Source organism: Mycolicibacter icosiumassiliensis (assembly GCF_900078685.2).
Lineage (GTDB): Bacteria > Actinomycetota > Actinomycetes > Mycobacteriales > Mycobacteriaceae > Mycobacterium > Mycobacterium icosiumassiliensis.
Window position 1 is genome coordinate 1,528,088 of sequence record NZ_LT546166.1, and the last position, 18,433, is coordinate 1,546,520.

At 65.4% G+C, this 18,433-nt stretch carries 27 protein-coding genes; 17 read left to right on the forward strand and 10 right to left on the reverse strand.

Annotated elements, in window-relative coordinates; translation table 11 throughout:
* Window positions 1–127: 127 nt before the first annotated feature.
* On the reverse strand, window positions 128–367 hold the full coding sequence (gene mbp1, locus BN4346_RS31090; RefSeq protein WP_067970494.1) for a microaggregate-binding protein 1: 240 nt from the start codon (window positions 365–367) through the stop codon (window positions 128–130).
* Between the two features lie 147 nt (window positions 368–514).
* On the opposite strand from mbp1, the gene BN4346_RS31095 reads away from it, so the two are divergent.
* From BN4346_RS31095 to BN4346_RS31110, 4 genes are all read left to right on the forward strand, one after another.
* Complete coding sequence (locus BN4346_RS31095; RefSeq protein ID WP_067970498.1) at window positions 515–895, forward strand: hypothetical protein; 381 nt, start codon at window positions 515–517, stop codon at window positions 893–895.
* 169 nt (window positions 896–1,064) lie between these two features.
* Complete coding sequence (usfY, locus tag BN4346_RS31100; RefSeq protein ID WP_067970499.1) at window positions 1,065–1,376, forward strand: protein UsfY; 312 nt, start codon at window positions 1,065–1,067, stop codon at window positions 1,374–1,376.
* A 257-nt stretch (window positions 1,377–1,633) separates the two neighbouring features.
* On the forward strand, window positions 1,634–2,071 hold the full coding sequence (locus BN4346_RS31105) for an ATP-binding protein (RefSeq protein WP_067970502.1): 438 nt from the start codon (window positions 1,634–1,636) through the stop codon (window positions 2,069–2,071).
* Entirely contained in the window at window positions 2,068–2,856 is a 789-nt protein-coding gene (locus BN4346_RS31110) for an RNA polymerase sigma factor SigF (RefSeq protein ID WP_067970505.1), read from the forward strand. Before BN4346_RS31105 ends, BN4346_RS31110 begins: the two co-directional genes overlap by 4 nt.
* Before the next feature lie 63 nt (window positions 2,857–2,919).
* Here the strand turns inward: BN4346_RS31110 and BN4346_RS31115 are convergent, their stop codons facing one another.
* Window positions 2,920–3,591 (reverse strand): cutinase family protein, encoded by a 672-nt coding sequence (locus tag BN4346_RS31115; RefSeq protein WP_407695127.1) that lies wholly within the window; start codon window positions 3,589–3,591, stop codon window positions 2,920–2,922.
* 124 nt (window positions 3,592–3,715) lie between these two features.
* Between BN4346_RS31115 and BN4346_RS31120 the strand changes: the two genes are divergently transcribed.
* The 4 genes from BN4346_RS31120 (at window position 3,716) to BN4346_RS48085 (ending at window position 5,672) form a co-directional block, all read left to right on the forward strand.
* Window positions 3,716–4,120, forward strand: coding sequence for a hemophore-related protein (locus BN4346_RS31120; RefSeq protein ID WP_407695128.1), 405 nt, complete (start codon window positions 3,716–3,718; stop codon window positions 4,118–4,120).
* Between the two features lie 368 nt (window positions 4,121–4,488).
* Window positions 4,489–4,980 (forward strand): type 1 glutamine amidotransferase domain-containing protein, encoded by a 492-nt coding sequence (locus tag BN4346_RS31125; protein ID WP_078058528.1) that lies wholly within the window; start codon window positions 4,489–4,491, stop codon window positions 4,978–4,980.
* Window positions 4,981–4,991: 11 nt separating this feature from the next.
* A complete protein-coding gene (locus tag BN4346_RS31130; RefSeq protein WP_235653584.1) occupies window positions 4,992–5,327 on the forward strand; it encodes a hypothetical protein in 336 nt (111 codons plus the stop codon).
* A gap of 189 nt (window positions 5,328–5,516) precedes the next feature.
* The gene (locus BN4346_RS48085; protein ID WP_096867488.1) at window positions 5,517–5,672 is read left to right on the forward strand and encodes a hypothetical protein; all 156 of its coding nucleotides are present in this window, start codon (window positions 5,517–5,519) and stop codon (window positions 5,670–5,672) included.
* Window positions 5,673–5,692: 20 nt separating this feature from the next.
* On the opposite strand, the gene BN4346_RS31140 is transcribed toward BN4346_RS48085, so the two are convergent.
* On the reverse strand, window positions 5,693–6,634 hold the full coding sequence (locus tag BN4346_RS31140) for an esterase family protein (RefSeq protein ID WP_067970507.1): 942 nt from the start codon (window positions 6,632–6,634) through the stop codon (window positions 5,693–5,695).
* Window positions 6,635–6,908: 274 nt separating this feature from the next.
* Here BN4346_RS31140 and BN4346_RS31145 point away from each other — a divergent pair, with 274 nt between their 5' ends.
* Window positions 6,909–7,613 carry a cutinase family protein gene (locus BN4346_RS31145; RefSeq protein WP_078058564.1) on the forward strand — a complete coding sequence of 235 codons (705 nt, stop codon included), beginning with the start codon at window positions 6,909–6,911 and terminating at the stop codon, window positions 7,611–7,613.
* 93 nt (window positions 7,614–7,706) lie between these two features.
* Here BN4346_RS31145 and BN4346_RS31150 read toward each other — a convergent pair whose 3' ends face one another.
* On the reverse strand, window positions 7,707–8,018 hold the full coding sequence (locus BN4346_RS31150; RefSeq protein ID WP_067970510.1) for an STAS domain-containing protein: 312 nt from the start codon (window positions 8,016–8,018) through the stop codon (window positions 7,707–7,709).
* A 405-nt stretch (window positions 8,019–8,423) separates the two neighbouring features.
* Between BN4346_RS31150 and BN4346_RS31155 the strand changes: the two genes are divergently transcribed.
* Together BN4346_RS31155 and BN4346_RS31160 are read left to right on the forward strand one after the other, a co-directional pair.
* On the forward strand, window positions 8,424–9,431 hold the full coding sequence (locus BN4346_RS31155) for a glycosyltransferase (RefSeq protein ID WP_067970513.1): 1,008 nt from the start codon (window positions 8,424–8,426) through the stop codon (window positions 9,429–9,431).
* 315 nt (window positions 9,432–9,746) lie between these two features.
* Window positions 9,747–10,448 carry a GAF and ANTAR domain-containing protein gene (locus BN4346_RS31160; protein WP_067970515.1) on the forward strand — a complete coding sequence of 234 codons (702 nt, stop codon included), beginning with the start codon at window positions 9,747–9,749 and terminating at the stop codon, window positions 10,446–10,448.
* 12 nt (window positions 10,449–10,460) lie between these two features.
* On the opposite strand, the gene BN4346_RS31165 is transcribed toward BN4346_RS31160, so the two are convergent.
* Complete coding sequence (locus BN4346_RS31165; RefSeq protein WP_078058529.1) at window positions 10,461–11,174, reverse strand: STAS domain-containing protein; 714 nt, start codon at window positions 11,172–11,174, stop codon at window positions 10,461–10,463.
* Window positions 11,175–11,320: 146 nt separating this feature from the next.
* Window positions 11,321–11,989, reverse strand: a complete 669-nt coding sequence (locus BN4346_RS31170) for a PAS and ANTAR domain-containing protein (protein WP_067970519.1) — start codon at window positions 11,987–11,989, stop codon at window positions 11,321–11,323.
* A 288-nt stretch (window positions 11,990–12,277) separates the two neighbouring features.
* Here BN4346_RS31170 and BN4346_RS31175 point away from each other — a divergent pair, with 288 nt between their 5' ends.
* From BN4346_RS31175 to BN4346_RS31185, 3 genes are all read left to right on the forward strand, one after another.
* Complete coding sequence (locus BN4346_RS31175) at window positions 12,278–12,757, forward strand: MPT63 family protein (RefSeq protein WP_067970521.1); 480 nt, start codon at window positions 12,278–12,280, stop codon at window positions 12,755–12,757.
* A gap of 388 nt (window positions 12,758–13,145) precedes the next feature.
* Window positions 13,146–13,841, forward strand: a complete 696-nt coding sequence (locus tag BN4346_RS31180) for a HemK2/MTQ2 family protein methyltransferase (protein WP_067970524.1) — start codon at window positions 13,146–13,148, stop codon at window positions 13,839–13,841.
* Window positions 13,838–14,065 carry a CDGSH iron-sulfur domain-containing protein gene (locus BN4346_RS31185; RefSeq protein WP_067970525.1) on the forward strand — a complete coding sequence of 76 codons (228 nt, stop codon included), beginning with the start codon at window positions 13,838–13,840 and terminating at the stop codon, window positions 14,063–14,065. Before BN4346_RS31180 ends, BN4346_RS31185 begins: the two co-directional genes overlap by 4 nt.
* A gap of 49 nt (window positions 14,066–14,114) precedes the next feature.
* Here the strand turns inward: BN4346_RS31185 and BN4346_RS31190 are convergent, their stop codons facing one another.
* On the reverse strand, window positions 14,115–14,528 hold the full coding sequence (locus BN4346_RS31190; RefSeq protein WP_407695129.1) for a MerR family transcriptional regulator: 414 nt from the start codon (window positions 14,526–14,528) through the stop codon (window positions 14,115–14,117).
* Window positions 14,529–14,651: 123 nt separating this feature from the next.
* Here BN4346_RS31190 and BN4346_RS31195 point away from each other — a divergent pair, with 123 nt between their 5' ends.
* Both BN4346_RS31195 and BN4346_RS31205 read left to right on the forward strand, forming a co-directional pair.
* Window positions 14,652–15,074: an Hsp20/alpha crystallin family protein gene (locus BN4346_RS31195; RefSeq protein WP_327344147.1), complete on the forward strand. Its 423-nt coding sequence runs from the start codon at window positions 14,652–14,654 to the stop codon at window positions 15,072–15,074.
* Window positions 15,075–15,696: 622 nt separating this feature from the next.
* Entirely contained in the window at window positions 15,697–16,044 is a 348-nt protein-coding gene (locus tag BN4346_RS31205; RefSeq protein ID WP_067970530.1) for a J domain-containing protein, read from the forward strand.
* A gap of 227 nt (window positions 16,045–16,271) precedes the next feature.
* Here the strand turns inward: BN4346_RS31205 and BN4346_RS31210 are convergent, their stop codons facing one another.
* From BN4346_RS31210 to BN4346_RS31220, 3 genes are all read right to left on the reverse strand, one after another.
* On the reverse strand, window positions 16,272–17,228 hold the full coding sequence (locus BN4346_RS31210) for a sensor histidine kinase (protein ID WP_067970531.1): 957 nt from the start codon (window positions 17,226–17,228) through the stop codon (window positions 16,272–16,274).
* Window positions 17,229–17,329: 101 nt separating this feature from the next.
* Window positions 17,330–17,485 (reverse strand): DUF6131 family protein, encoded by a 156-nt coding sequence (locus BN4346_RS48090; RefSeq protein ID WP_096867489.1) that lies wholly within the window; start codon window positions 17,483–17,485, stop codon window positions 17,330–17,332.
* A gap of 14 nt (window positions 17,486–17,499) precedes the next feature.
* Complete coding sequence (locus BN4346_RS31220; protein ID WP_078058530.1) at window positions 17,500–17,733, reverse strand: hypothetical protein; 234 nt, start codon at window positions 17,731–17,733, stop codon at window positions 17,500–17,502.
* A 129-nt stretch (window positions 17,734–17,862) separates the two neighbouring features.
* Here BN4346_RS31220 and BN4346_RS31225 point away from each other — a divergent pair, with 129 nt between their 5' ends.
* The gene (locus tag BN4346_RS31225) at window positions 17,863–18,372 is read left to right on the forward strand and encodes a universal stress protein (protein ID WP_067970534.1); all 510 of its coding nucleotides are present in this window, start codon (window positions 17,863–17,865) and stop codon (window positions 18,370–18,372) included.
* Window positions 18,373–18,433 lie beyond the last annotated feature (61 nt).

Consider the following 18,433-nt stretch of genomic DNA (forward strand, 5'->3'; position numbering starts at 1 on the left):
TTGGCTCCAACCCGTGGATGATTTTCTGTCTCAAGGCGTTTACTACCCGTTGCGCCCATGAAATAACCCCGCTCACGTAGCGACAGGCCCGGCCCGCCAGGCGGACCGGGCCTGCCCTCCCATCGGGCTACTGGCGAGACTGTTCGCGCGCCTCGGCTGCCTTCGCGGCGGCGCGGGCCGAGTCGGCCTCGGCTTGATGCTTGGCGGCGTCACGCTGCGCTTCGCCTTTGTCCTGCTGTGCCCGGCCCTCGCGGACCAGCTCATCGTTGCCGGTCACGGCCCCGAATGCTTCCTTGGCCTTGCCCTTGACGCCCTCCACGGCGCCTCGGATGCCGTCTTCGGTGGCACTTTTCTTGTCGTCTGACATATGTCCTCCCTTCGTGATGCGACAGACCCGCACAATGTCCGGGCCCACCACAACGGCAAGGCTTCCCGAGTCGCCGTGGGCCCAAACGTCGACCCAACCGAATGAATCGCCTTGACGCAGAGCTCATCAGCGCGGACGGTGGGAGATGTGGAATCGCGCACACCGTCGCGCTCTGCCCCCGGTGGCGATCGGCTGGGTCAGGAGGACCAGGAGGTCAGAGCGGCCGCTCGATTCGCCGGGCTGATCACCGCCATCGCGCTCGCATTTGTCGTGATAGCAGTGTTGTGGGTCGGCTCATGCGACCCGTTGTCAGCCACCGTGGGATGTGGAAGGCCCTACCGGACCGTCCTTGCCGTCGGGGCCCCGGCGATCCTGGCGGCCGGTGGGTCGCGCGCGTTTGTGCGCACGTATCGGGTGTGGCGCGCCCGGGGCACCTGGTGGGGCTGGCAGGGGGCCGGATGGTTCTTACTGACGTTGATGCTGGTCGTCTTGTTGATGAGTGCTGTGCCGATCATGGGCACTGGCTGATCGCGGGGGCGGCATCGATATCGCTGTTGCATGACTGTGAAAATCCTGTAAACGAGGCACCGCGCTCAACGTATCGGCATACGATAGTTTTGGGTCGCGGACGGGTGCACCACATATCGGTCTACTTCTGGAGCGGCTCCGGATTGCTGTTCAGGAGGGAGGAATCGCAATGGGTGACACTTTTCATGACCCCGTCGACCATGTCCGGACGACCCGGCCCCACGCGGGCCGCGCCATGATCGATGTCATGGGTTGGCCAGGCTATTCACTGCTGGTGGTGGGCATGGTGGCCGGAATCGGTTGCCTTGCCGCCTTCGGGACCGGTCATGACCGCCAGGGCGTGGAGGTCGCGGTCATCGCGGTGCTCGCCGCTGTTCTGGGCACGGTTTGGCTGCTGCTCGAGCATCGCCGGATCGGCAAGGTGAACCACCAGTGGCACTTGGCGCACGCCGATTTGCGCCAGCAGCCCTCCACGAGTTAACCCGAGGGGTCAAGTCGGCCCGGCCGGTGTTCCGGCCGGGCCGCGCTACGTCTACGTGATGACGACGTGCCGAAAACGATGATTGAGTTCCCCAGCGATCGGGTACAGACTTCCCATGACTGATCTCCGGGCAGCCGGCATGCGATGTTGACGGTGTCGGCTGAGGGCGGAATGCGCGAGGGTGCGTGCAGGCGAGGGTGGTGAGCAGTCGATTGACACGCAGCAGTAGTCTCGGTCCGATTTCGCCGGGAGGCCTCATGACCGACATTGACAGTGACCGGGCTAAGCGGTCGTGCAGCGAACGGGCCGTCGAACTGCGGGTTACGCCCAGGCTGGAAAGTCTGGCGGTGGTGCGCATGTTGGTCGGCGCGATCGCTACCTATGAGGATCTCGATGTCGACACCGTCGCTGATCTGCGGCTGGCGATCGATGAGCTGTGCACCCAGCTGATCCGTAGCGCTGCGCCCGGCGCGATGCTGACTGTCGTCATCGACCCGCACGACGACTACGTGACGATCCAGGCGTCGGCGGCCGGTGACGGGGCCGGCGTGCTGACCCCGGGAAGTTTCAGCTGGCATGTGCTCACTTCGCTGGTCGATGATGTCCAGACTTTCCGAGACGGGCATGAATCCAACGGTGCGGGTGAGGTATTCGGGGTCACGTTGACAACCCGCCGGGCGGACTCCGGGCGGTGAGTCCGCGTGCCGCCGGCGGCGGCTCACAGTCCGGATCGGAATACGCCGACGTCGGCGATATGTTTCGTGAACTCGCCCAATACGATGCCGACTCGCCGGACTTCCGTAACCGTAAAGACAAGATCGTGGAGCGGTGTCTGCCGCTGGCGGACCACATCGCTCGCCGATTCGAGGGGCGCGGAGAGTCACGGGACGACCTGGTCCAAGTAGCTCGGGTGGGACTGGTCAACGCCGTAACACGCTTCGACGTCGAGACCGGCTCGGATTTCGTCTCGTTCGCGGTTCCGACGATCATGGGCGAGGTCCGTCGCCATTTCCGCGACAACAGCTGGTCGGTCAAGGTTCCTCGCCGGCTCAAAGAGCTACACCTTCGGTTGGGGGTGGCCACAGCCGAACTGTCGCAACGCCTGGGGCGGGCGCCGACCGCCACCGAGCTCGCGGCCGAGCTCGAGTTGAGTCGCGACGAGGTGGTCGAAGGACTGGTCGCGGGCAGCTCATACAACACGCTGTCGATTGACGGCGGTGGCAGCTCGGACGAGGACGACGTCCGCTCGATCGCTGACACTCTGGGTGACGTCGATGCACGGATGGACCGCATCGAGGACCGAGAGGCGTTGCGGCCCTTGCTGGACGCCCTCCCGGAACGCGAACGCACCGTGCTGGTGCTGCGGTTCTTCGAGTCGATGACCCAGACCCAGATCGCCGAGCGGGTCGGGATCTCGCAGATGCACGTGTCGCGTTTGCTGGCCAAATCGCTGGCGAAGCTGCGTGATCAGCTGCAGTAGCCGTGTTCAGTGCAGCCCGGTGGATGCCCGACCACAACCGGCTCAGTTCGCGCGTAGTGATGGTCAAAACGGCTGATCTGGACCGCTTTCGGGGGGCCGCAGGTGCTCGACAGCGAAGTCCGCCGCTTGCGCTGTCATGCCGTTTGCCGCGTACGCCCCGTGTGCCGCACCATCGGCGCCCTCCGAGCAGACCGGATCGCCGGGCGCGCACAGGTCGATCGTCTTGGCGGCGTAGCCCGGGCCCATCGCCAGGGGCGGCGCGCCGATGGAGTTCAGGAACGCCGCCGACGGTTTTCCCAGCAGCGTCACGGCGGCGATGTGTCCGGCGGCCTCGGGCGGTAACGCGCCCCCGAGACCGCCGGCCGTCGGTTCGGTGACGTACCCCATCAGAGCAGCGCCCCGCGAGTACCCGCCGAGGACCAATTGGGTGCTCGGACAACCGGCAGCCATGTCGCGGATGTGGCCTACCGCGTCGGTGACACCCACGGCGGACGGGCCGAACTCGGCTACTGCCGGAAAGTTGACCGGGTAGACGCCCACGGTGCGACCCCAGGTCCGCCACCGTAGTGCGTCGATAAACTGCTGGCCGATCCATCCGACGCCGGGCGGCTCGCCAGTGCCTCGCGCGAACACCACCTCGGCATCGGGGCAACCCGTGGCGGCCGCGTCGCCGGCGCTCGGCCAGCACAGCAGCGTGCAGCTCGACAGGCCCACCACGGTGAGGATTCGACTAATCACAGCACTTGTTCCGATACCCACTACAACCGGCGGGCAAACCGTGGTTTAGCTCGGGCGAAAACGGCAAGCCTAGTTCAGTGCCGTCGTCGACGGAACATAATTTGAAGGGGAGAAAGCAATGATGACAACGTCTTTGACCAGGCTTGCCGCTGTCGGCGGCATGGTGCTGGCGTTGGCGGGCGGCATGGGTCTGGCAAATGCCGAGCCGGGTCAGCCGCCTCAGCCGGGGCAGCCAAGCCAGCCAGCTCAGCCGGGCCAGCCGGGGCAACCAGGCCAATGGTCGCAGAATCCGGCGGTGAACACGACATGCAGCTATTCACAGGTGGTGGCGGCAATGAATGCGCAATCACCTGACACCGCAGCACAATTCAATGCTACGCCGATGGCTCAGTCATTCCTGCAGAACTTCCTGGCTGCACCGGCGCCGCAGCGTGAGCAGATGCTCCAACAGGCCCAGGGTGTGCCGGAAGCGGCGATGTTCGTCAACATGGTCGGTCCCATCGCCAAGACCTGTAACAAGTACTGAGAGAGGGCTCAGTAGACCGTAGCTGGGCGCAACATTACGGACGCGGCTAAGCACCTGTTGGACTGCGGGCTTGCTTGCCGCGGCGGTAACCGTGGCCGCCGCGGCAACCGGCGGTGCTGTTTCTCGCTGATTCTCAATTTCTCATTGCCGGATTAATTAGTGGTGTGGACCGGGCCGACCCGGACGGTAGGCCGACCCGGTGGTCGATGGTGCAGCCGGACGGTGGAGTCGCTACACACCCGGCCCGGCAATTCATTACAGCGGGGTACCCCCGCAACTGTCGTGTTACACCGCTTCGTTTGTGGGTCTGGGCGCCCGGGTATGCGGATCGGTATTGGGAGCTGTCCGTAGCACGGGAGGGAGCGGTCATGTCCGGTTCGCTGGAAGGACGACGGGTCGCAGTTCTGGTGGCCCCAGAGGGTGTCGAACAGATCGAGCTGACCGAACCATGGCGTGCGGTGGCCGAGGCCGGCGCACGTCCCATGCTGGTGTCCACAGCTGCCGGTCCCATTCAGGCTTTCAACCATCTGGATCGCGCCGACAAGTTCGATGTGGACCGGCAAGTCAAGGATGTCTCGGCGGATGACTTCGATGCGCTGGTGCTGCCGGGCGGGGTGGCCAACCCTGACCAGCTGCGGGTCGACAAGCGCGCGGTGTCGTTCATTCGGGAGTTCTTCGACGCCGGTAAGCCGGTCGCTGTCATCTGCCATGGGCCGTGGACGTTGGTGGAAGCCGGAGTCATTGCCAGCCGCCGGATTACCTCGTGGCCGAGCTTGCGTACCGACATCGTGAATGCGGGCGGCGATTGGGTCGATGAGGAGTTGGTGGAGGAGTTCGCGGCACGGGGGGCGACGTTGTGATGGTGGAGCCGATGCCGGTACCTGTCGAGACCGAAAACCGCCGTGCGCGACTCTGGGTCAACTGGGCCACGGCGGCGTTGACCGCTGCGGGGGCGGCCTTGGTGATGGTGTTTGCGCTGGGCGCGGTGATGAGCACCGCCGCGTGCAGTACCGCTGAGTGCCCCGACCTCGGGCCCAGCGGGGCACTCTTCGGCGTGCTGTACTACGGGGCACCGGCAGTCGCCGCATTGACCATCTTGGCTTCGTTCTTCACGGCGGGTCGTCGGCGCGGATTCCTAGTGCCGGTGGCTGGTTGGACGTTGCTGGTACTCGATGTGCTGGCGCTGCTCATCGCCTTTCGGCGCTGAATGCAAGGATCGGGGTTCAGGCCGCCAGGGCACCCCGGGGACGCGGCGCCCATGTGGTGGCCTGAGGGCCGGGGGTTTTGCCTCAACGTGCTCGGGGTAGCCCATAGCCATGGCACAGATGACTTTGCGCGCCGAACTCAGCGATTCCGAACTGAAGCTGCTGGCCAATGCGATCCTGGGTTGTGACTCATGATCGGGGTCGGGTTGCTGCTGCTGATCCTGGGACTGGTGTTCGACGTCTACGTCCTGTGGGCGATCGGGATCGTCCTGCTGGTCGTGGGCGCGGTGTTTTGGGTGCTGGGGGCCGTGGGGCGGCCGGTTGGTGGCCGTCGCTACTGGTACTGAGCGCCTTTCGTGGCGTGACGTCAGACTCGCCCCCCGGCCCCCAGCGTGCCTTGCATGTCCGGCCTCATGGCCACCAGCTGGGCGTTCCAGTATCCCCAGCTGTGCACCCCGTTGCTGTCGATATTGAACGTCGCGTTGTGCCCGCCCGCACCGGTGTAGGCGTCGCGGAAGGCGGCATTGCCCTGCATGACGACCTGCTCGATCACTTGGCCAGGCAGGCTTCCCTCGCCGATCTCCGACGGAGTGCCGTTGCCGCTATAGATCCACAACCGGGTGCCGTTGCCCGCCAGGCGCCCGGCTTGCACCGTTGGATCGTTGCGCTGCCATCCCGGACCGCCCGTCGGGCCCCACATGTCCTGCGGGTTGAAACCGCCCTCGTCGTTCATCGCCATCCCGATCAGCGTCGGCCCGTTGCCGCTCGATGGAGTCAGCAGCGCCGAAAGTGACGCGGCATAAGCGAATTGCTGCGGGTGATAGGCCGCCAGGATCAGCGCCGACGATCCGGACATGGAGACGCCCACCACCGCGTTGCGGTTGGAGCGTACGCCTTTGCCGGCGAGGTAGTTCGGCAGCTCACTGGTCAGAAACGTCTCCCATTTGTAGGTCTGCCCATTGGCCGACCCATACCAGTCGGTGTAGAAGCTTGAGCGCCCACCGACCGGTGCTACCACGGACATCCCCGAGCCGCTGTACTCACTGAACGCCGGTGTTTCGATATCCCAGCCGCTGCGATCATCGCGGGCTCGTAAGCCGTCCAGCAGGTAGACGGCCGGCGCGCCGCCGCCCTGGAATTCAACGGTGATGTTGTGGCCCATGCTCGGCGACGGCACCGAGAGAAATTCCGGCCCGGCGGCATCGGCGGGTGGGGCCGATGCGCCCAAGCCGATCAATGCCGGCAGCAACGCCGACGCCACTGCGACCGCGCTGACCGGGCGCGGCCGGTCCGTTGCGTTGTTCCACATCGTTCTCCCCTTTCGCGCAGACCCGAGCGCCAATGCCCGTCGGCCGGGTGTACGAGAGGGGAGGGATCGACACAGGGCCCGGGGGCTTTGGGTCCACCCGTCGGCATCGCGAGATACCGCGGATGGCTGCCCTGCAGTCTGAAGACAGATATCTGACCTTCTTGTCTTAACAAAGTGGGGGACCGTTGTCCAGAGTGTTCGCCAAAGCGCTGCCGCGACAAAAATTTCCGGACAAGCGGTTTGAGCTGGCGGCGCCGTGGGCACCTACATCGACATGTCCGCGCATACCCGCCTCGATTCCATTGGTCCGCTGGCGATCGCGGTATCCGCAGTCTGTGCCGCCATGCTTGTCAGCCCCAGCGTTCCCGTCGCGAGGGCTGCGCCGTGTCCCGATACCGAGGTGGTCTTCGCGCGCGGAACCGGTGAGCCGCCGGGCGTTGGTCCGACCGGTCAGGCATTCCTCAATGCGCTCAACGCGCGCCTGGGTACCAGCCCGGTCGTCTACGCGGTCAATTACCCGGCCACCGACCACTGGGACACCGGCATCGACGGCATTCGGGATGCGGGCGCTCACGTCGTCTCCCGGGCGACCAGCTGTCCCAAAACCAAGATGGTGCTGGGCGGCTACTCCCAGGGCGCGGCGGTGATGGGTTTCGTCACGTCGGCCCAGGTACCCGACGGGGTCGACCCGGCGACAGTTCCCAAGCCGCTGGACCCCGATGTCGCCGACCACGTCGCCGCGGTCGTATTGTTCGCCATGCCCAACGAGCGGGCGATGAACTTTCTCAAGGAACCCACGATCGTGATCGGACCGCTGTATCAGGCAAAGACCCTGCAAGTGTGCGCCGTCGAGGATGCGGTGTGCTCCGACGGCATGAACTTCGCGGCGCACGACAGCTACGCCGGCGACGACGCAACGATGGTCCAACAGGGAGCGGACTTCGCCACCCACCAGCTGACCCAGGGCCGCGTGGGATAGCCCCTGCGGCCCCAAACACGCCGCCGACGCGGCACCCATGCTGCTCGTCGCGACCCGAATGGTGCAGGGCTTCTCCGGCGGGGGACGTGCCGGCTAACGGACCTGACGGAAACCCTGCACGCCCGCCAGCGCCTCAGCCACCGACGAGGTAGTCGGCAAGGCATTGCCGGGGTCGCAGATTCGCAGCAGCCGCCCAACCGCGACTCCGGGCACCGTCGTACAGTAGACCATGGTTTCGTCGCATCGGTCGGTAATCGACTTGAGTGCCGAAAACCCTGCGGTGCCAATGAATTCCAGATCATTGAGGTCGAGTACCAACCACTCGCAGTAGCCCGCGCAACGTTGTACGTAGTCAGCCAGCTGGCCGGCGTTGGATGCGTCGAGTTCGCCGCCCACACTGATCACTGCACCGGAGCGTCCCCAGCGGGTGACGGAACGAGCGGTGCGGCTCGCCCAGGTATCTGACGGGGGAAGGGAATCTATTCGGGGCGCCGGGAACACCGACCCGGCGGTTCTCAAAGCAGGCATTGAATTACTCCATCAGTCCAAACTCGTACTGTGGATCGCGTCGATGCGAGCTACACCTTCACAGATGAGATGCCGGGAGTAGGCCTCCCTGGCTAGCGTGCATTACGCGTCTTTCCGGGTGGCTGTGAACTCAACCTGCTAACGAACCTACGCCGATACTCGCGGGTCTGCAACGATTCGGTAACGATACTCTTTTTCACGTTGTCGCGAATTCCCTTGTAGCAAACCGCTTCGAGGACCTGTTCCGCGTTTAGGAGCGGGTGTCGGGGGTAACAACCGACTATGGCATTTCCGCAGACCACTCGGCGTTCGCTGCTCGTCTGGCACGTGCATGGCTGCTGGATGGATTCCTTCGTCGCCGGGCGACACCGCTACCTCATTCCGGTCGATGCCCCGCGTGGTCCCGACGGTCGCGGGTTATGCGGTCACGACTGGCCCCGGGCACAGGAAGTCCCGCTGGCCGAACTAGGCGACCACGATATCGATCTGGTGGTGCTGCAGCGGCCGCACGAGCTGGAGCTGGTAGCGCGCCTGCTGGGCTGCCGGCCCGGAATCGACGTCCCGGCGGTCTACGTCGAGCACAACACCCCGCGGCCGTTCGTGGTGGAGAGCCTGCACCCGATCGCAGACCGCGACGACATCCCACTGATCCACGTCACCGCCTTCAATCAGCTGATGTGGGACAACGGCCGCGCGCCCACAACCGTCATCGGCCATGGGATCGCCGACCCGGGCCACCTGTACACCGGGGACATCGCGGCTGCCGGTGCCCTGATCAACGAGCCGCTGCGGCGGGGGCGCACCGTCGGCACCGATCTCCTGGGCCCGCTGGGGCAGTCAGCGCCGGTCGACGTGTGGGGGATCGGCACCGAGGACCTCAACAAACCGGCCCATCGCTGCTCAGGTGTTGTCGGCCACGGTGACGTGCGGACCGATCAGCTGCTGAAGGAATTGGCGCACCGGCGGGTCTACCTGCACACCGCGCGCTGGACGTCGCTGGGTCCGTCGTTGCTGGAAGCCATGTTCCTGGGAATGCCGGTGGTGGCGGTGGCTGCCACGATGGCGCCGCTGGTGGTGCCCCCGGAGGCGGGTGTCGTCAGTGCGGACGTCGACACCCTGCGAGTCGCGCTGAACGGCCTGGTCGCCGACCGGTACCTGGCCGAGGTGGTCGGCCAGGCGGCCCGCGCGTACGCCACGGAACATTTCGGGCTGGACCGATTCCTGCGGGACTGGGACCAGGTCATCGAGGAGCAATGCAGCGCCAGCCGTGCTGGGGGAGCGCCGCCGTGAAGGACGCGTGAGCGCCACCCACCTGGCCGCCAAGCGCCGGTTGCGGGGATCTCGTTGTGGCGGAACGGGTATCACTGTATGGCGACGAGCATCGTGGCCTCGTCCCACTGGAGGCCGTGGCTCGCGGTGTACCGGTGGTGGGGTCGGCGGCCTGATGGCTGGCCTTGCGAATGTGTAAAGCCTGAGCGCTATTTGACAAAACGTGGTCCCGCGCGGAAGACCGGCCCGGGCCATGGCCCGTTCGATTCGGGCCGCTTGCCCCGATAGACCGGGCGGAGGAGTATGAGCGCATTGGCCGCGTGGGCGGAGAAACATATGGCGGAGACGAGCCGCAACGACATGATGGGCGATGTGGCGGATCTGGTTCGTACTTTGGATCAGCGGCAGCCGGTCGATACCGACGGAGCCTTGGACGAGCTGATCGAGAACCTGCTCGGGCACATGTCCTGCGCCCAGCACGCCGGTGTCACACTCACGACGTCGGGCGGTGCTGTGCAGACTCTTTCGGCGACCGACACGTACCCAGCAGTGCTCGACGACATTCAGCGTCGCCACCGGGAAGGGCCATGTCTGGCCGCGGCGTGGAAGCATCACGTCGTTCGCCTGGATGACATCTCCCGCGAGGAACGCTGGCCGTCGTATTGTCGGGAGGCCGTGGCCACGACGCCGATCCGTTCCATTCTGGCGTTCGAAATATTCACCGGTGATGGGACTACCGGCGCCTTGAACTTCTACGCCCACACGGCCAACGCGTTCGATGACGACGCGGTGGAACTGGGTTTGATCCTGGCTACCCACGCCGCGTTGGCATGGCACATGGTCCGCCGCGACGAGCAATTCCGCAGTGCACTGGCGTCCCGCGACGTCATCGGCCAAGCCAAAGGAATGCTCATGGAGCGGTTCGACATCGACGCGGTGCAAGCCTTTGAGCTGCTCAAGCGGCTGTCGCAGAACTCCAACACCCCGCTGGCCGCGGTCGCCCTGCAACTGGTGGGTCGCGTCGGCCGGGCGCGGTGAGCTTGCGGGCTGCTAGAGCCGGCTTTCCGGTCTGATCAGCGCCCAGACCGTCTTGCCGCGCGGAGTAGGCGTACTGCCCCAGGCGCGAGACACCGCACTGACTACCGCCAAGCCCGACGCCCGGGCCGGGGAGCCGGCAGGGGTTTCGTGGAGCACCGCCGGGGCGGCGTCGGCGTCTTGGACCGCGATGGTGACCGTGGAGCCTGCGCTTTCTACCAGAACTGTCGGGGAGCTGTCGGTGTGGCGCAGGACATTTTCCACCAGCACATCCACGATCACCTTGGCGCTGGGGATCAATTGATCCTGTGACCAGTTGGACAGGCACTCGGCGACGAAGTCACGGGAATGGCGCAAGCTGCTCAGGCGGCGTGGCAACTCGGCGCAGACCCTGCGCCGTGCGCGCTTGGGGCGCGCCAGCGAACCCAACGCGGTCTCAACGTCGGGATACGCCGGAACGTACCGCGTCACACCGGTTCTGGCGATTGACGCCGCCATGTCGGGTCGAACACAGACCAACAGAATCGGGATATCGGGCCAGACGCTCACATGCCAGCGGGCGCTGGTGAACACCGACCACGCAGATGGCGCTGGGACTTCCAGTCCGCTGACGTCGACCAATACCGCCGACGGTTCATCGAGCGCCACCTTGATCACGCTGTCGCGCAATGCGAGATAGGTGCTGCTGTCTAGCCTTCCCATGGCGGTCAGCAGGCGCGCGCCGCTCACTTCGCTTATCGATACCGTGAGCTGACCTGGTGCCCTAGTCATGTCCCACACCCGGCCTGCAGTCCGTCATAACACTCTGCCACCACCCCTCACGTGATGGGCTACCCACAAGTGCCGTCAAGCTCACCTGGCGTGCCGCCGCGATCTCAATTCACGGTCAAAAGAGTGTGGTCGAGATCGGAAAGCACCTCGGACGGCAGCCTGCCGGTGTAGGCAGCCAGGAAGCGGGCCGCCAGCTCGCGCACCTTGATGTTGGTCTCCTGCGAACGCCAAACCAGGATGTCGAACGCCCGCTCGGCGGAGATGCCGTACGCAACCATCAGCACACCCTTGGCCTGCTCGATCACCGCGCGGGACTCGGCGACCTCGGAAACCGCGGCGCTGACATCGGCCTGCAACACATCGGTGACGTCGACGTAGAAACCAGCCGTGCCGGTCACGGTGCCGGCGTCATCGTGCATGCGGTCCCCGACCACGATCACCCAGTGCTCCTGCTCACTGGTGTCGATAATGCGGTGCCGGCTGCTGAACGGCTCGCCCTGTAGGACCCGCTCCAGCACCGCCGCGACCTGGGCGCGGTCTTCCGGATGTTTGTGCCGCAGCAGCAAATCAGTGCTGGGCGTCACCGTTCCCGGCTCGTAGCCGTGCATGCGGGCCACCGCATCCGACCATTCCCACCGCTGCTCGCCGAGCCAGTAGCGAAACCGGCCGACCCGCTGCGGCTCGCCGTGGCCGACCACCAGGTCTAGGTCACTTTGGACCTCGGCGTCGTCGCCGGTCGGCGTCACAAACTGAGCATTGACATCCCCGACCACCGCGCACCCGCCTTCTCGTACTCCAACAGTATGAGCTGATTCCGAACGGCCGGCGGGCGAGCCGCGGTCGGGAATCGTAGGAGCATGCACGGACGATCCGAACCGGCGCTGTTTTGCTGAACGTCCGAGCTTGGCGTAACTATCCACAATTTCGTAACGCCGCGCAACAACTACCTCATGTTTCACTATGTTTCCCGTTCGGTCGGGGTGGGTAAGCGCTGACAGGTGCGGTGATGTTCCGGCGCAGCGGACTGCCGCTAACGATCGACTCGATGGAAGGAGTCAGAAGTGAAGCTCTCCAGGATTTCGACCAAGACGGCCGCCGGCGCGGCCGCAGTCGCCGCGTTGAGTGTTTTCTCCGCGACCACCGCCATGGCTGAGCCGGCGATCCAACCGTTCGGCACACCCGAACAGCTCAACGACGGTCTGATGGCGACGTCCTACACGGTCAGCAACCTGGGGCCGGCCACCGTCGCCATCCCCGGCTACCAGCCTCGCGGCAAGCTGTATCAAGCCGACGTGACTGCTCGCGCGGACCGCGGCACCGTGACCCCGGTGGTGGCCGACTTCAATGCCAGGGCGGCCAACAGCGACACCTACCGGGTGATCGACACGGTGCCCACGCCGGACGGAATCAATCCCGGGCCGATTGCCCAGGGCGCTGCCGCAAACGGCAAGATCTACTTCGATGTCACCGGCCCAGCGCCGGACGGGGTCGTCTACAACGACGGCGTCCAGGACGTGCTGATCTGGTCGAGCAAGGCCTGATGTAGGACGAATTGGGCCCGATCTTCGCGTCGGGTCCAACACCATCCGCGCTGTCTCCGCGGGATCGGTCCTGCCATCGCCGCCGCTGCGGCAATTCTGCGGCTGGCGGTTGTCTGGTTATCCGGCCTACCTGTTGTGCCATTTGGACCGCGCGTCAGAAGCCCGCGGTTCACCGAGGTGGTGGGCTGCGCCGTTTGGTAAAGCCGTTGGCGGGTAACCGTGTGCGTGTTGAAGGGAGCAGCCAATGCCGAAAACCGCGGACTTCATCCTCGATGGGCTCTGTCGGTGGTGGGAGCACCAGACCTTCGGATACCCCGCGACTCTCAAGGATCGGGATTGGGTAAGCGGGTACCCGGCAATCACAGTAAGACGGGCGGGGTAGCCGTCGATGACCGCCTTTGATGCGCCCGTCGCCTTACGCAGCCTGCCGTCGAACCTGGACGGCGTCTATGTTCCCCAAGAAGATTCACATCTGCTCATCGAGACTATGGAACGGTCTGGGCTGCCACGCGGCGCGCGGGTGCTGGACCTGTGCACCGGTAGCGGCGTGGCGGCAATCGCGGCGGCCGAACTAGGTGCGGAAAGTGTCACCGCGTTGGACATCTGCCCGCGTGCGGTGCAGTGCGCGCGGGACAACGCGCGTTTTGCGGGCGTGGAGGTAACGATCTGGCAGGGGTCATGGAGTCACGCGTTACATTGCGCCCCTTTTGATCTCGTGGTGGCCAACCCGCCCTATGTGCCTTCGCCGAGCGGCGGTGGGCCAATCCCGTCGGCGGGCGGTCCGGAATGGTCGTGGAACGGTGGCGTCGACGGGCGAATCGTGCTGGATCCGCTCTGCGGGTCGGCAGGGGCGCTGTTGCGTAGCGGCGGTTCCCTGCTACTGGTGCAGTCCGCGCTGGCTGACGTCGCACGTTCACTGGAGAGCCTGCGGAAATCGGGGCTGTCAGCCGCGATTGCTGCCGTTCGAAGCATTCCGTTCGGTCCGGTGCTCTCGGCGCGCGCCGGCTGGCTGGAGTCCACTGCCCGGGTATCGCACGGCTCCCGTGTGGAACAACTCGTGGTGATCCGGGCGGACAAGCCATGACGGCGCCGGAGAAGACGGTGGTACGGCCGGTCCGCAACGGCCCGGTCCTGGTCGCCGGACCGGTGCGGATCGAAACGCCCGAGGGCGTCGTCGAATCCGATCGCTTCATGGTGGCCATCTGTACGTGTGGGCGCAGTCGCAACTATCCACTGTGCGACACCAGCCATCGGCGCCGTAAAGCGTCACAACGTCGTAGCGGCATGGACGGCGTCAGAGCCGATTAGCTGCCGGCGCCGGCCTCATCGGTCGCCGGCAGCCGTTCAGGACTGGTCATCACGATCCCTTTCGTTTCCTCGCTCGTGGCGTGCCCGGGACGGGCCGGGCGGCGCGTTCGGCGGCCAGTAGCGCGTAGTCCGATTTCAGTTGGGTGTTGTCCGACCTCAGTTTGGTGTTGTCGGATTCCAGCCTGTCGTTGTCCGACTCCAATCGGGCGTTGCGCGCTTCCAGACCGAGGATCTGCCCAATACCCGCCACGTTGATGCCGATGTTTACCAGCTCGGTGATTCGTCGCAGCCGCACGAGATCGTCATCGCTGTAGCGACGCGTCCCGCCCGCGGTGCGTGCCGGGGTCAGCAGGCCGCGGCTCTCGTAGAGCCGCAAGGTCTGCGGACCGATACCGGACAACTCGGCTGCCACCGAGATGCCGTATACCCCAAGCCCGGACCGGGCATTCATCTCGTTGGCCACCGCGCGTCGCTTCCACTCGTCGGAAATTCTTCGTGCCACCTCTTGCATAAACCTACCACCGGTGCTATATAAAAATCTATGCCGATAGACATAGATGATCTGTCGCAGATTTAGGAGGTGGAGATGATGTTGATGCGTACCGACCCGTTCCGTGATCTCGACCGCTGGACCCAGCAGGTGCTGGGCACCGCGGCGCGGCCGGCGGTCATGCCGATGGACGCCTGGCGCGACGGCGACCAGTTCATCGTCGAATTCGACCTGCCCGGGGTCGCGGAGGATTCGCTGAACCTTGATGTCGAACGCAATGTGCTGACAGTGCACGCCGAACGGCCGGGGCTCGATCAAAGCCGGGAGATGGTGTCCGCGGAACGGCCGCGCGGGGTGTTCAGCCGTCAGTTGTTCCTTGGTGACAATCTGGACGCCAGCCAGATCCAGGCCAGCTATCAGGATGGCGTGCTGCGGCTGACTATTCCGGTCGCCGAGAAAGCAAAGCCACGGCGGATCAAGATCGCCGGTAGTCACGGCGAGCAAGCCATCAACGCCTGATCGCGAGGGGCCGGGCGGCGGCCTGCTACCCCGGTGAAGGAGGTGAGCAAGATGACCACCGACACTCTGATCGCGGCGGTGCTCGAGGAGGCGGAGAGCATCGTGCGCGCCGAATGGCTGCGCCTGTTAGCGGCCGCAAGACCCGGGCGCTACGCCGCGACACCCACCGAAATGCCCGTCGCCCGGCCTCGACCCCCGAAGCTCGCCCTGTGCAGCGCCAGTTCTGAACGGCGTGATGGGTCGCTAGCGCGCGGCCACCAACACCGGTCGGCCACGCGGCGGCGCAACAGGAGCGTGTGGCCGACGCAGCGGTCCCCTCCGCGACGTCCCGCAGGGGTGGTCAAGTGGATGCCGGCAAGGGAGGTGATGGTCTAACGCGGTTAACAGCGGGCGGTGAATCGTGCGTTGCTCACCGATGTGACCATGAGCGCGTTCGACGCAGACCGGGCCTGCGCGCGCATCGCCACCGATGTGGCAGCGAGACTCAGGTGGGCCGCGCGCGATGTCACCGCAGGGCGCGACGGGGCTCCGCTGCTGCCAACGCTCTCCCGGCAGCGGGCCTCGCCGGCCTGGCAGATATTGATCAGGTACCGCCAGCCCCGGCTTGGACCTTGGTGGCGTTATGAACACGAGACCCGATCCCTACGCAGTGCTTGGCGTGCCGGCGGCCGCTACCCCGGCTGAGATCAGTCATGCCTTCCGTACCAAGTTGCGCACGCTCCATCCCGATGCCGGCAATGCAGGCTCTCCGCCAACAGCCGACACGAAGGCGCAGCTGCAGCAGCTGCTGGCCGCATACGCGTTGTTGCGCCGCGGCCACCACCATGCTGACGAAGCCGATCGCAAGTCGCCGACCGGGACCAACGCGAATCGGAAAGGGCCGGTGAAGGTGCGGGTCACCTACGGTGACTCGCCCGCTCCGATCCGTCGGAAAGACCTGTGGGTTGGCCCGGTGCGTCGCCATCGCTGACGTCTCTGGCCCGGCGATAGCGGCGGCTGGACGGTCAGGCGTCACACCGTCGTCTCGGTGCGGACATTGGCCAAATCGAGAAGGCTGACCAGCCGGCGCACGACTGCCCGATCGCTGCACAACAGGGCCATTCTGCCGTGGGTGGCGCAATAACGGCCAAGCAGGCAGAGTTGCCGTCCCAACCGACGTGGCCCATTCGCCTGACCGGTCCGCTCGATAGGCGCCCATCACGCTGACTTCCTCATCAGCAGGTGCGCTTGAACGGTGGTTCCGGTTGCCGTCGTATGGATACGAACCAGGTCCGCAGTCGCATTGACGACGAACAGCCCGCATCCGTGCTCGTAGTCGCCGACGATGGGTCTGCGACCGGCCAGCCGGTCGGTCAGGTGGCCGGCATCGCTTACCTGGCAGATCAATTGGCCGCCTGTCTCCCACAGCATCAGGGTGCAAGGCCCGCGGCCGTGCTGCAGGCCGTTGGATGCCAGCTCGTTGACGATCAGCTGCAAATCCGCGATATCGGCGCCGTCTAGACCGAACCAGCGCGCGTACTTGGCGGCGAATTGCCGCGCGGCGGAGAGATCGGTAAGTCGCTGCAGGGTGCAGCTTGCCGCCGTCGGACTGCTGGGCAGCGGCTCGTTGTAGCGGGCCCACGCGACATCGGGAGCGAAGCCGGCACTGGTGCGCTCTGGGTGACCGACACGGGCCAGTAGTGGATGGGTCGTCTCCGCATCGGCGAGGGCACATGAGTCCAGATATGTTGCGTCGTAAGGACAAAGCATCGTGAGTTCGCGTCCGGTGAAAGCCTCATTGACCAAAGCTTCGTGCTGCACGCAGGCCGGATACTCCAGCTTGGACCTGCCGCTCCAGATCGGTTGGCCGACCATCTGAACCGGTCCCGACGGATGTCGGGCGGCGAAGGTGCCGAACACACCGCCCAGGATGTGCCCGGGATTGCGCCCCACCTGGTTCATGTCGGCCAGGGTCACCAAGCCGACTGTGGACGCGGGCAGGGCGCCGTGCAGCAGCGAGAGGTTGGGTTCAGGCACCGCCACCAAAGTGGGCACACCGTCGGCCACACCGCCGGCGACAAAGGGCACCAGATAATCCAGATACTCCTGCGGGGACCGGTAGAACAGCGCGATATGTCGAAAGGAACCGCGATCAGCGTCGGCAGCCACGGTCATCGCGTGTGCCCCTGTCATCCGGCGTGAACGGCCCGCAGAGCAACCTCAAGTTTGACTACGTGAGGCGCGGTCCGACTGTGCGCGGCGTGCCGCGGTTGCGCTTAGTACCAGTAGCGCCGACCCGCGACCGGACGGCCGACCGCACCCAGAATCCACAGTGCCGCGCCGACGACCAGCAAAATGACGCCGATCGTCCAGAGGACGTTGATCTTGAAGATGAGCGCCAGAATAAGCAGCACCACTCCGAGGGCAATCATTACAACCCCTTCTCTCACACAATCAAACCGGCCGCACCCAGCGAAGATGGCTGCGGTAAATGACAGTCAGACACGACCGGGTTGAACCCGAGATAGTTCAACGGACCCGCCAGTGTGGTGACGGCGATGGTTCCGGCGTTTGCACAACTGGTTTGACTGCCGTGGAAATAGTCGCGCTGCCACGCGGCGAAGACGCCGATCAGCAGCCAGATCAGCACAATGGTCCCGGCCAATCCACCGATTCGCATCCGCCCTCCATTCATCTGTACCCCGATCAATTCCCCGTTCGATCGCTGTCGAAACCTGGAAACGGAGTGCGCAGGTGAGGTTGCTGCAGCCGGGTTTGACCGTCGGGCACCATGGTTAACCCCGGCATTATGGCTTCGAATACCGCAGGTGCCGGAATTGTCGTCGGTGTCGATGGGTCGTCGGCGTCGCGGGTGGCCGTGCGCTGGGGAGCCCAGGAAGCTGACCGCCGTGCTCTGCCGCTCACTCTGGTGCACGCGGCCGTAACCCAGCTGTCACCGCGGCGGGCCCGACGGATCGTATTCGGCCAACACGAGTTGCCGCACCGGCGCGTGCAACGGATCGTCGAGGACGCCGTCGGAGTCGCCGGCGACAGCCGCCGGGACGGCGCGCCCGCGCGGCTCAATACCAAGGTGGTGTTCACCGACCCGGTTGACGTGTTGGCCGACTTGTCCCGGCAAGCCGATCTGGTAGTCGTCGGATCGAGTGGCCGGCGACGGTTGCGGCACCTGTTGTTCGGCTCGGTCGGCTCGGCACTGACACCGCGCTGCCAGTGCCCATTAGCCGTCATCCACGATGACGAGCTGGCGACGCCACGGTCCGTGGCCGCCGCGGTGCAGGTCGATCCGACCGGATGGTGACCGCCCCCGAAATGGTTGCCGGGCCAGGCCAATGCATGGGGTAGCCAACCGTTGCCGTTGA

What these genes read in the sequence shown, in the direction of transcription:
- BN4346_RS31195 (WP_327344147.1), top strand. Translation starts at nt 14,652, where the DNA reads ATGATGTTGATGCGTACCGACCCGTTCCGTGATCTCGACCGCTGGACC.
- BN4346_RS48085 (WP_096867488.1), top strand. Translation starts at nt 5,517, where the DNA reads ATGATCGGGGTCGGGTTGCTGCTGCTGATCCTGGGACTGGTGTTCGAC.
- BN4346_RS48090 (WP_096867489.1), bottom strand. Translation starts at nt 17,485, where the DNA reads ATGATTGCCCTCGGAGTGGTGCTGCTTATTCTGGCGCTCATCTTCAAG.
- BN4346_RS31185 (WP_067970525.1), top strand. Translation starts at nt 13,838, where the DNA reads ATGACGGCGCCGGAGAAGACGGTGGTACGGCCGGTCCGCAACGGCCCG.
- usfY (WP_067970499.1), top strand. Translation starts at nt 1,065, where the DNA reads ATGGGTGACACTTTTCATGACCCCGTCGACCATGTCCGGACGACCCGG.
- BN4346_RS31220 (WP_078058530.1), bottom strand. Translation starts at nt 17,733, where the DNA reads ATGCGAATCGGTGGATTGGCCGGGACCATTGTGCTGATCTGGCTGCTG.
- BN4346_RS31145 (WP_078058564.1), top strand. Translation starts at nt 6,909, where the DNA reads ATGTCCGCGCATACCCGCCTCGATTCCATTGGTCCGCTGGCGATCGCG.
- BN4346_RS31205 (WP_067970530.1), top strand. Translation starts at nt 15,697, where the DNA reads ATGAACACGAGACCCGATCCCTACGCAGTGCTTGGCGTGCCGGCGGCC.
- BN4346_RS31225 (WP_067970534.1), top strand. Translation starts at nt 17,863, where the DNA reads ATGGCTTCGAATACCGCAGGTGCCGGAATTGTCGTCGGTGTCGATGGG.
- mbp1 (WP_067970494.1), bottom strand. Translation starts at nt 367, where the DNA reads ATGTCAGACGACAAGAAAAGTGCCACCGAAGACGGCATCCGAGGCGCC.
- BN4346_RS31140 (WP_067970507.1), bottom strand. Translation starts at nt 6,634, where the DNA reads ATGTGGAACAACGCAACGGACCGGCCGCGCCCGGTCAGCGCGGTCGCA.
- BN4346_RS31160 (WP_067970515.1), top strand. Translation starts at nt 9,747, where the DNA reads ATGGCGGAGACGAGCCGCAACGACATGATGGGCGATGTGGCGGATCTG.
- BN4346_RS31155 (WP_067970513.1), top strand. Translation starts at nt 8,424, where the DNA reads ATGGCATTTCCGCAGACCACTCGGCGTTCGCTGCTCGTCTGGCACGTG.
- BN4346_RS31125 (WP_078058528.1), top strand. Translation starts at nt 4,489, where the DNA reads ATGTCCGGTTCGCTGGAAGGACGACGGGTCGCAGTTCTGGTGGCCCCA.
- BN4346_RS31120 (WP_407695128.1), top strand. Translation starts at nt 3,716, where the DNA reads ATGACAACGTCTTTGACCAGGCTTGCCGCTGTCGGCGGCATGGTGCTG.
- BN4346_RS31210 (WP_067970531.1), bottom strand. Translation starts at nt 17,228, where the DNA reads ATGACCGTGGCTGCCGACGCTGATCGCGGTTCCTTTCGACATATCGCG.
- BN4346_RS31180 (WP_067970524.1), top strand. Translation starts at nt 13,146, where the DNA reads ATGACCGCCTTTGATGCGCCCGTCGCCTTACGCAGCCTGCCGTCGAAC.
- BN4346_RS31105 (WP_067970502.1), top strand. Translation starts at nt 1,634, where the DNA reads ATGACCGACATTGACAGTGACCGGGCTAAGCGGTCGTGCAGCGAACGG.
- BN4346_RS31130 (WP_235653584.1), top strand. Translation starts at nt 4,992, where the DNA reads ATGCCGGTACCTGTCGAGACCGAAAACCGCCGTGCGCGACTCTGGGTC.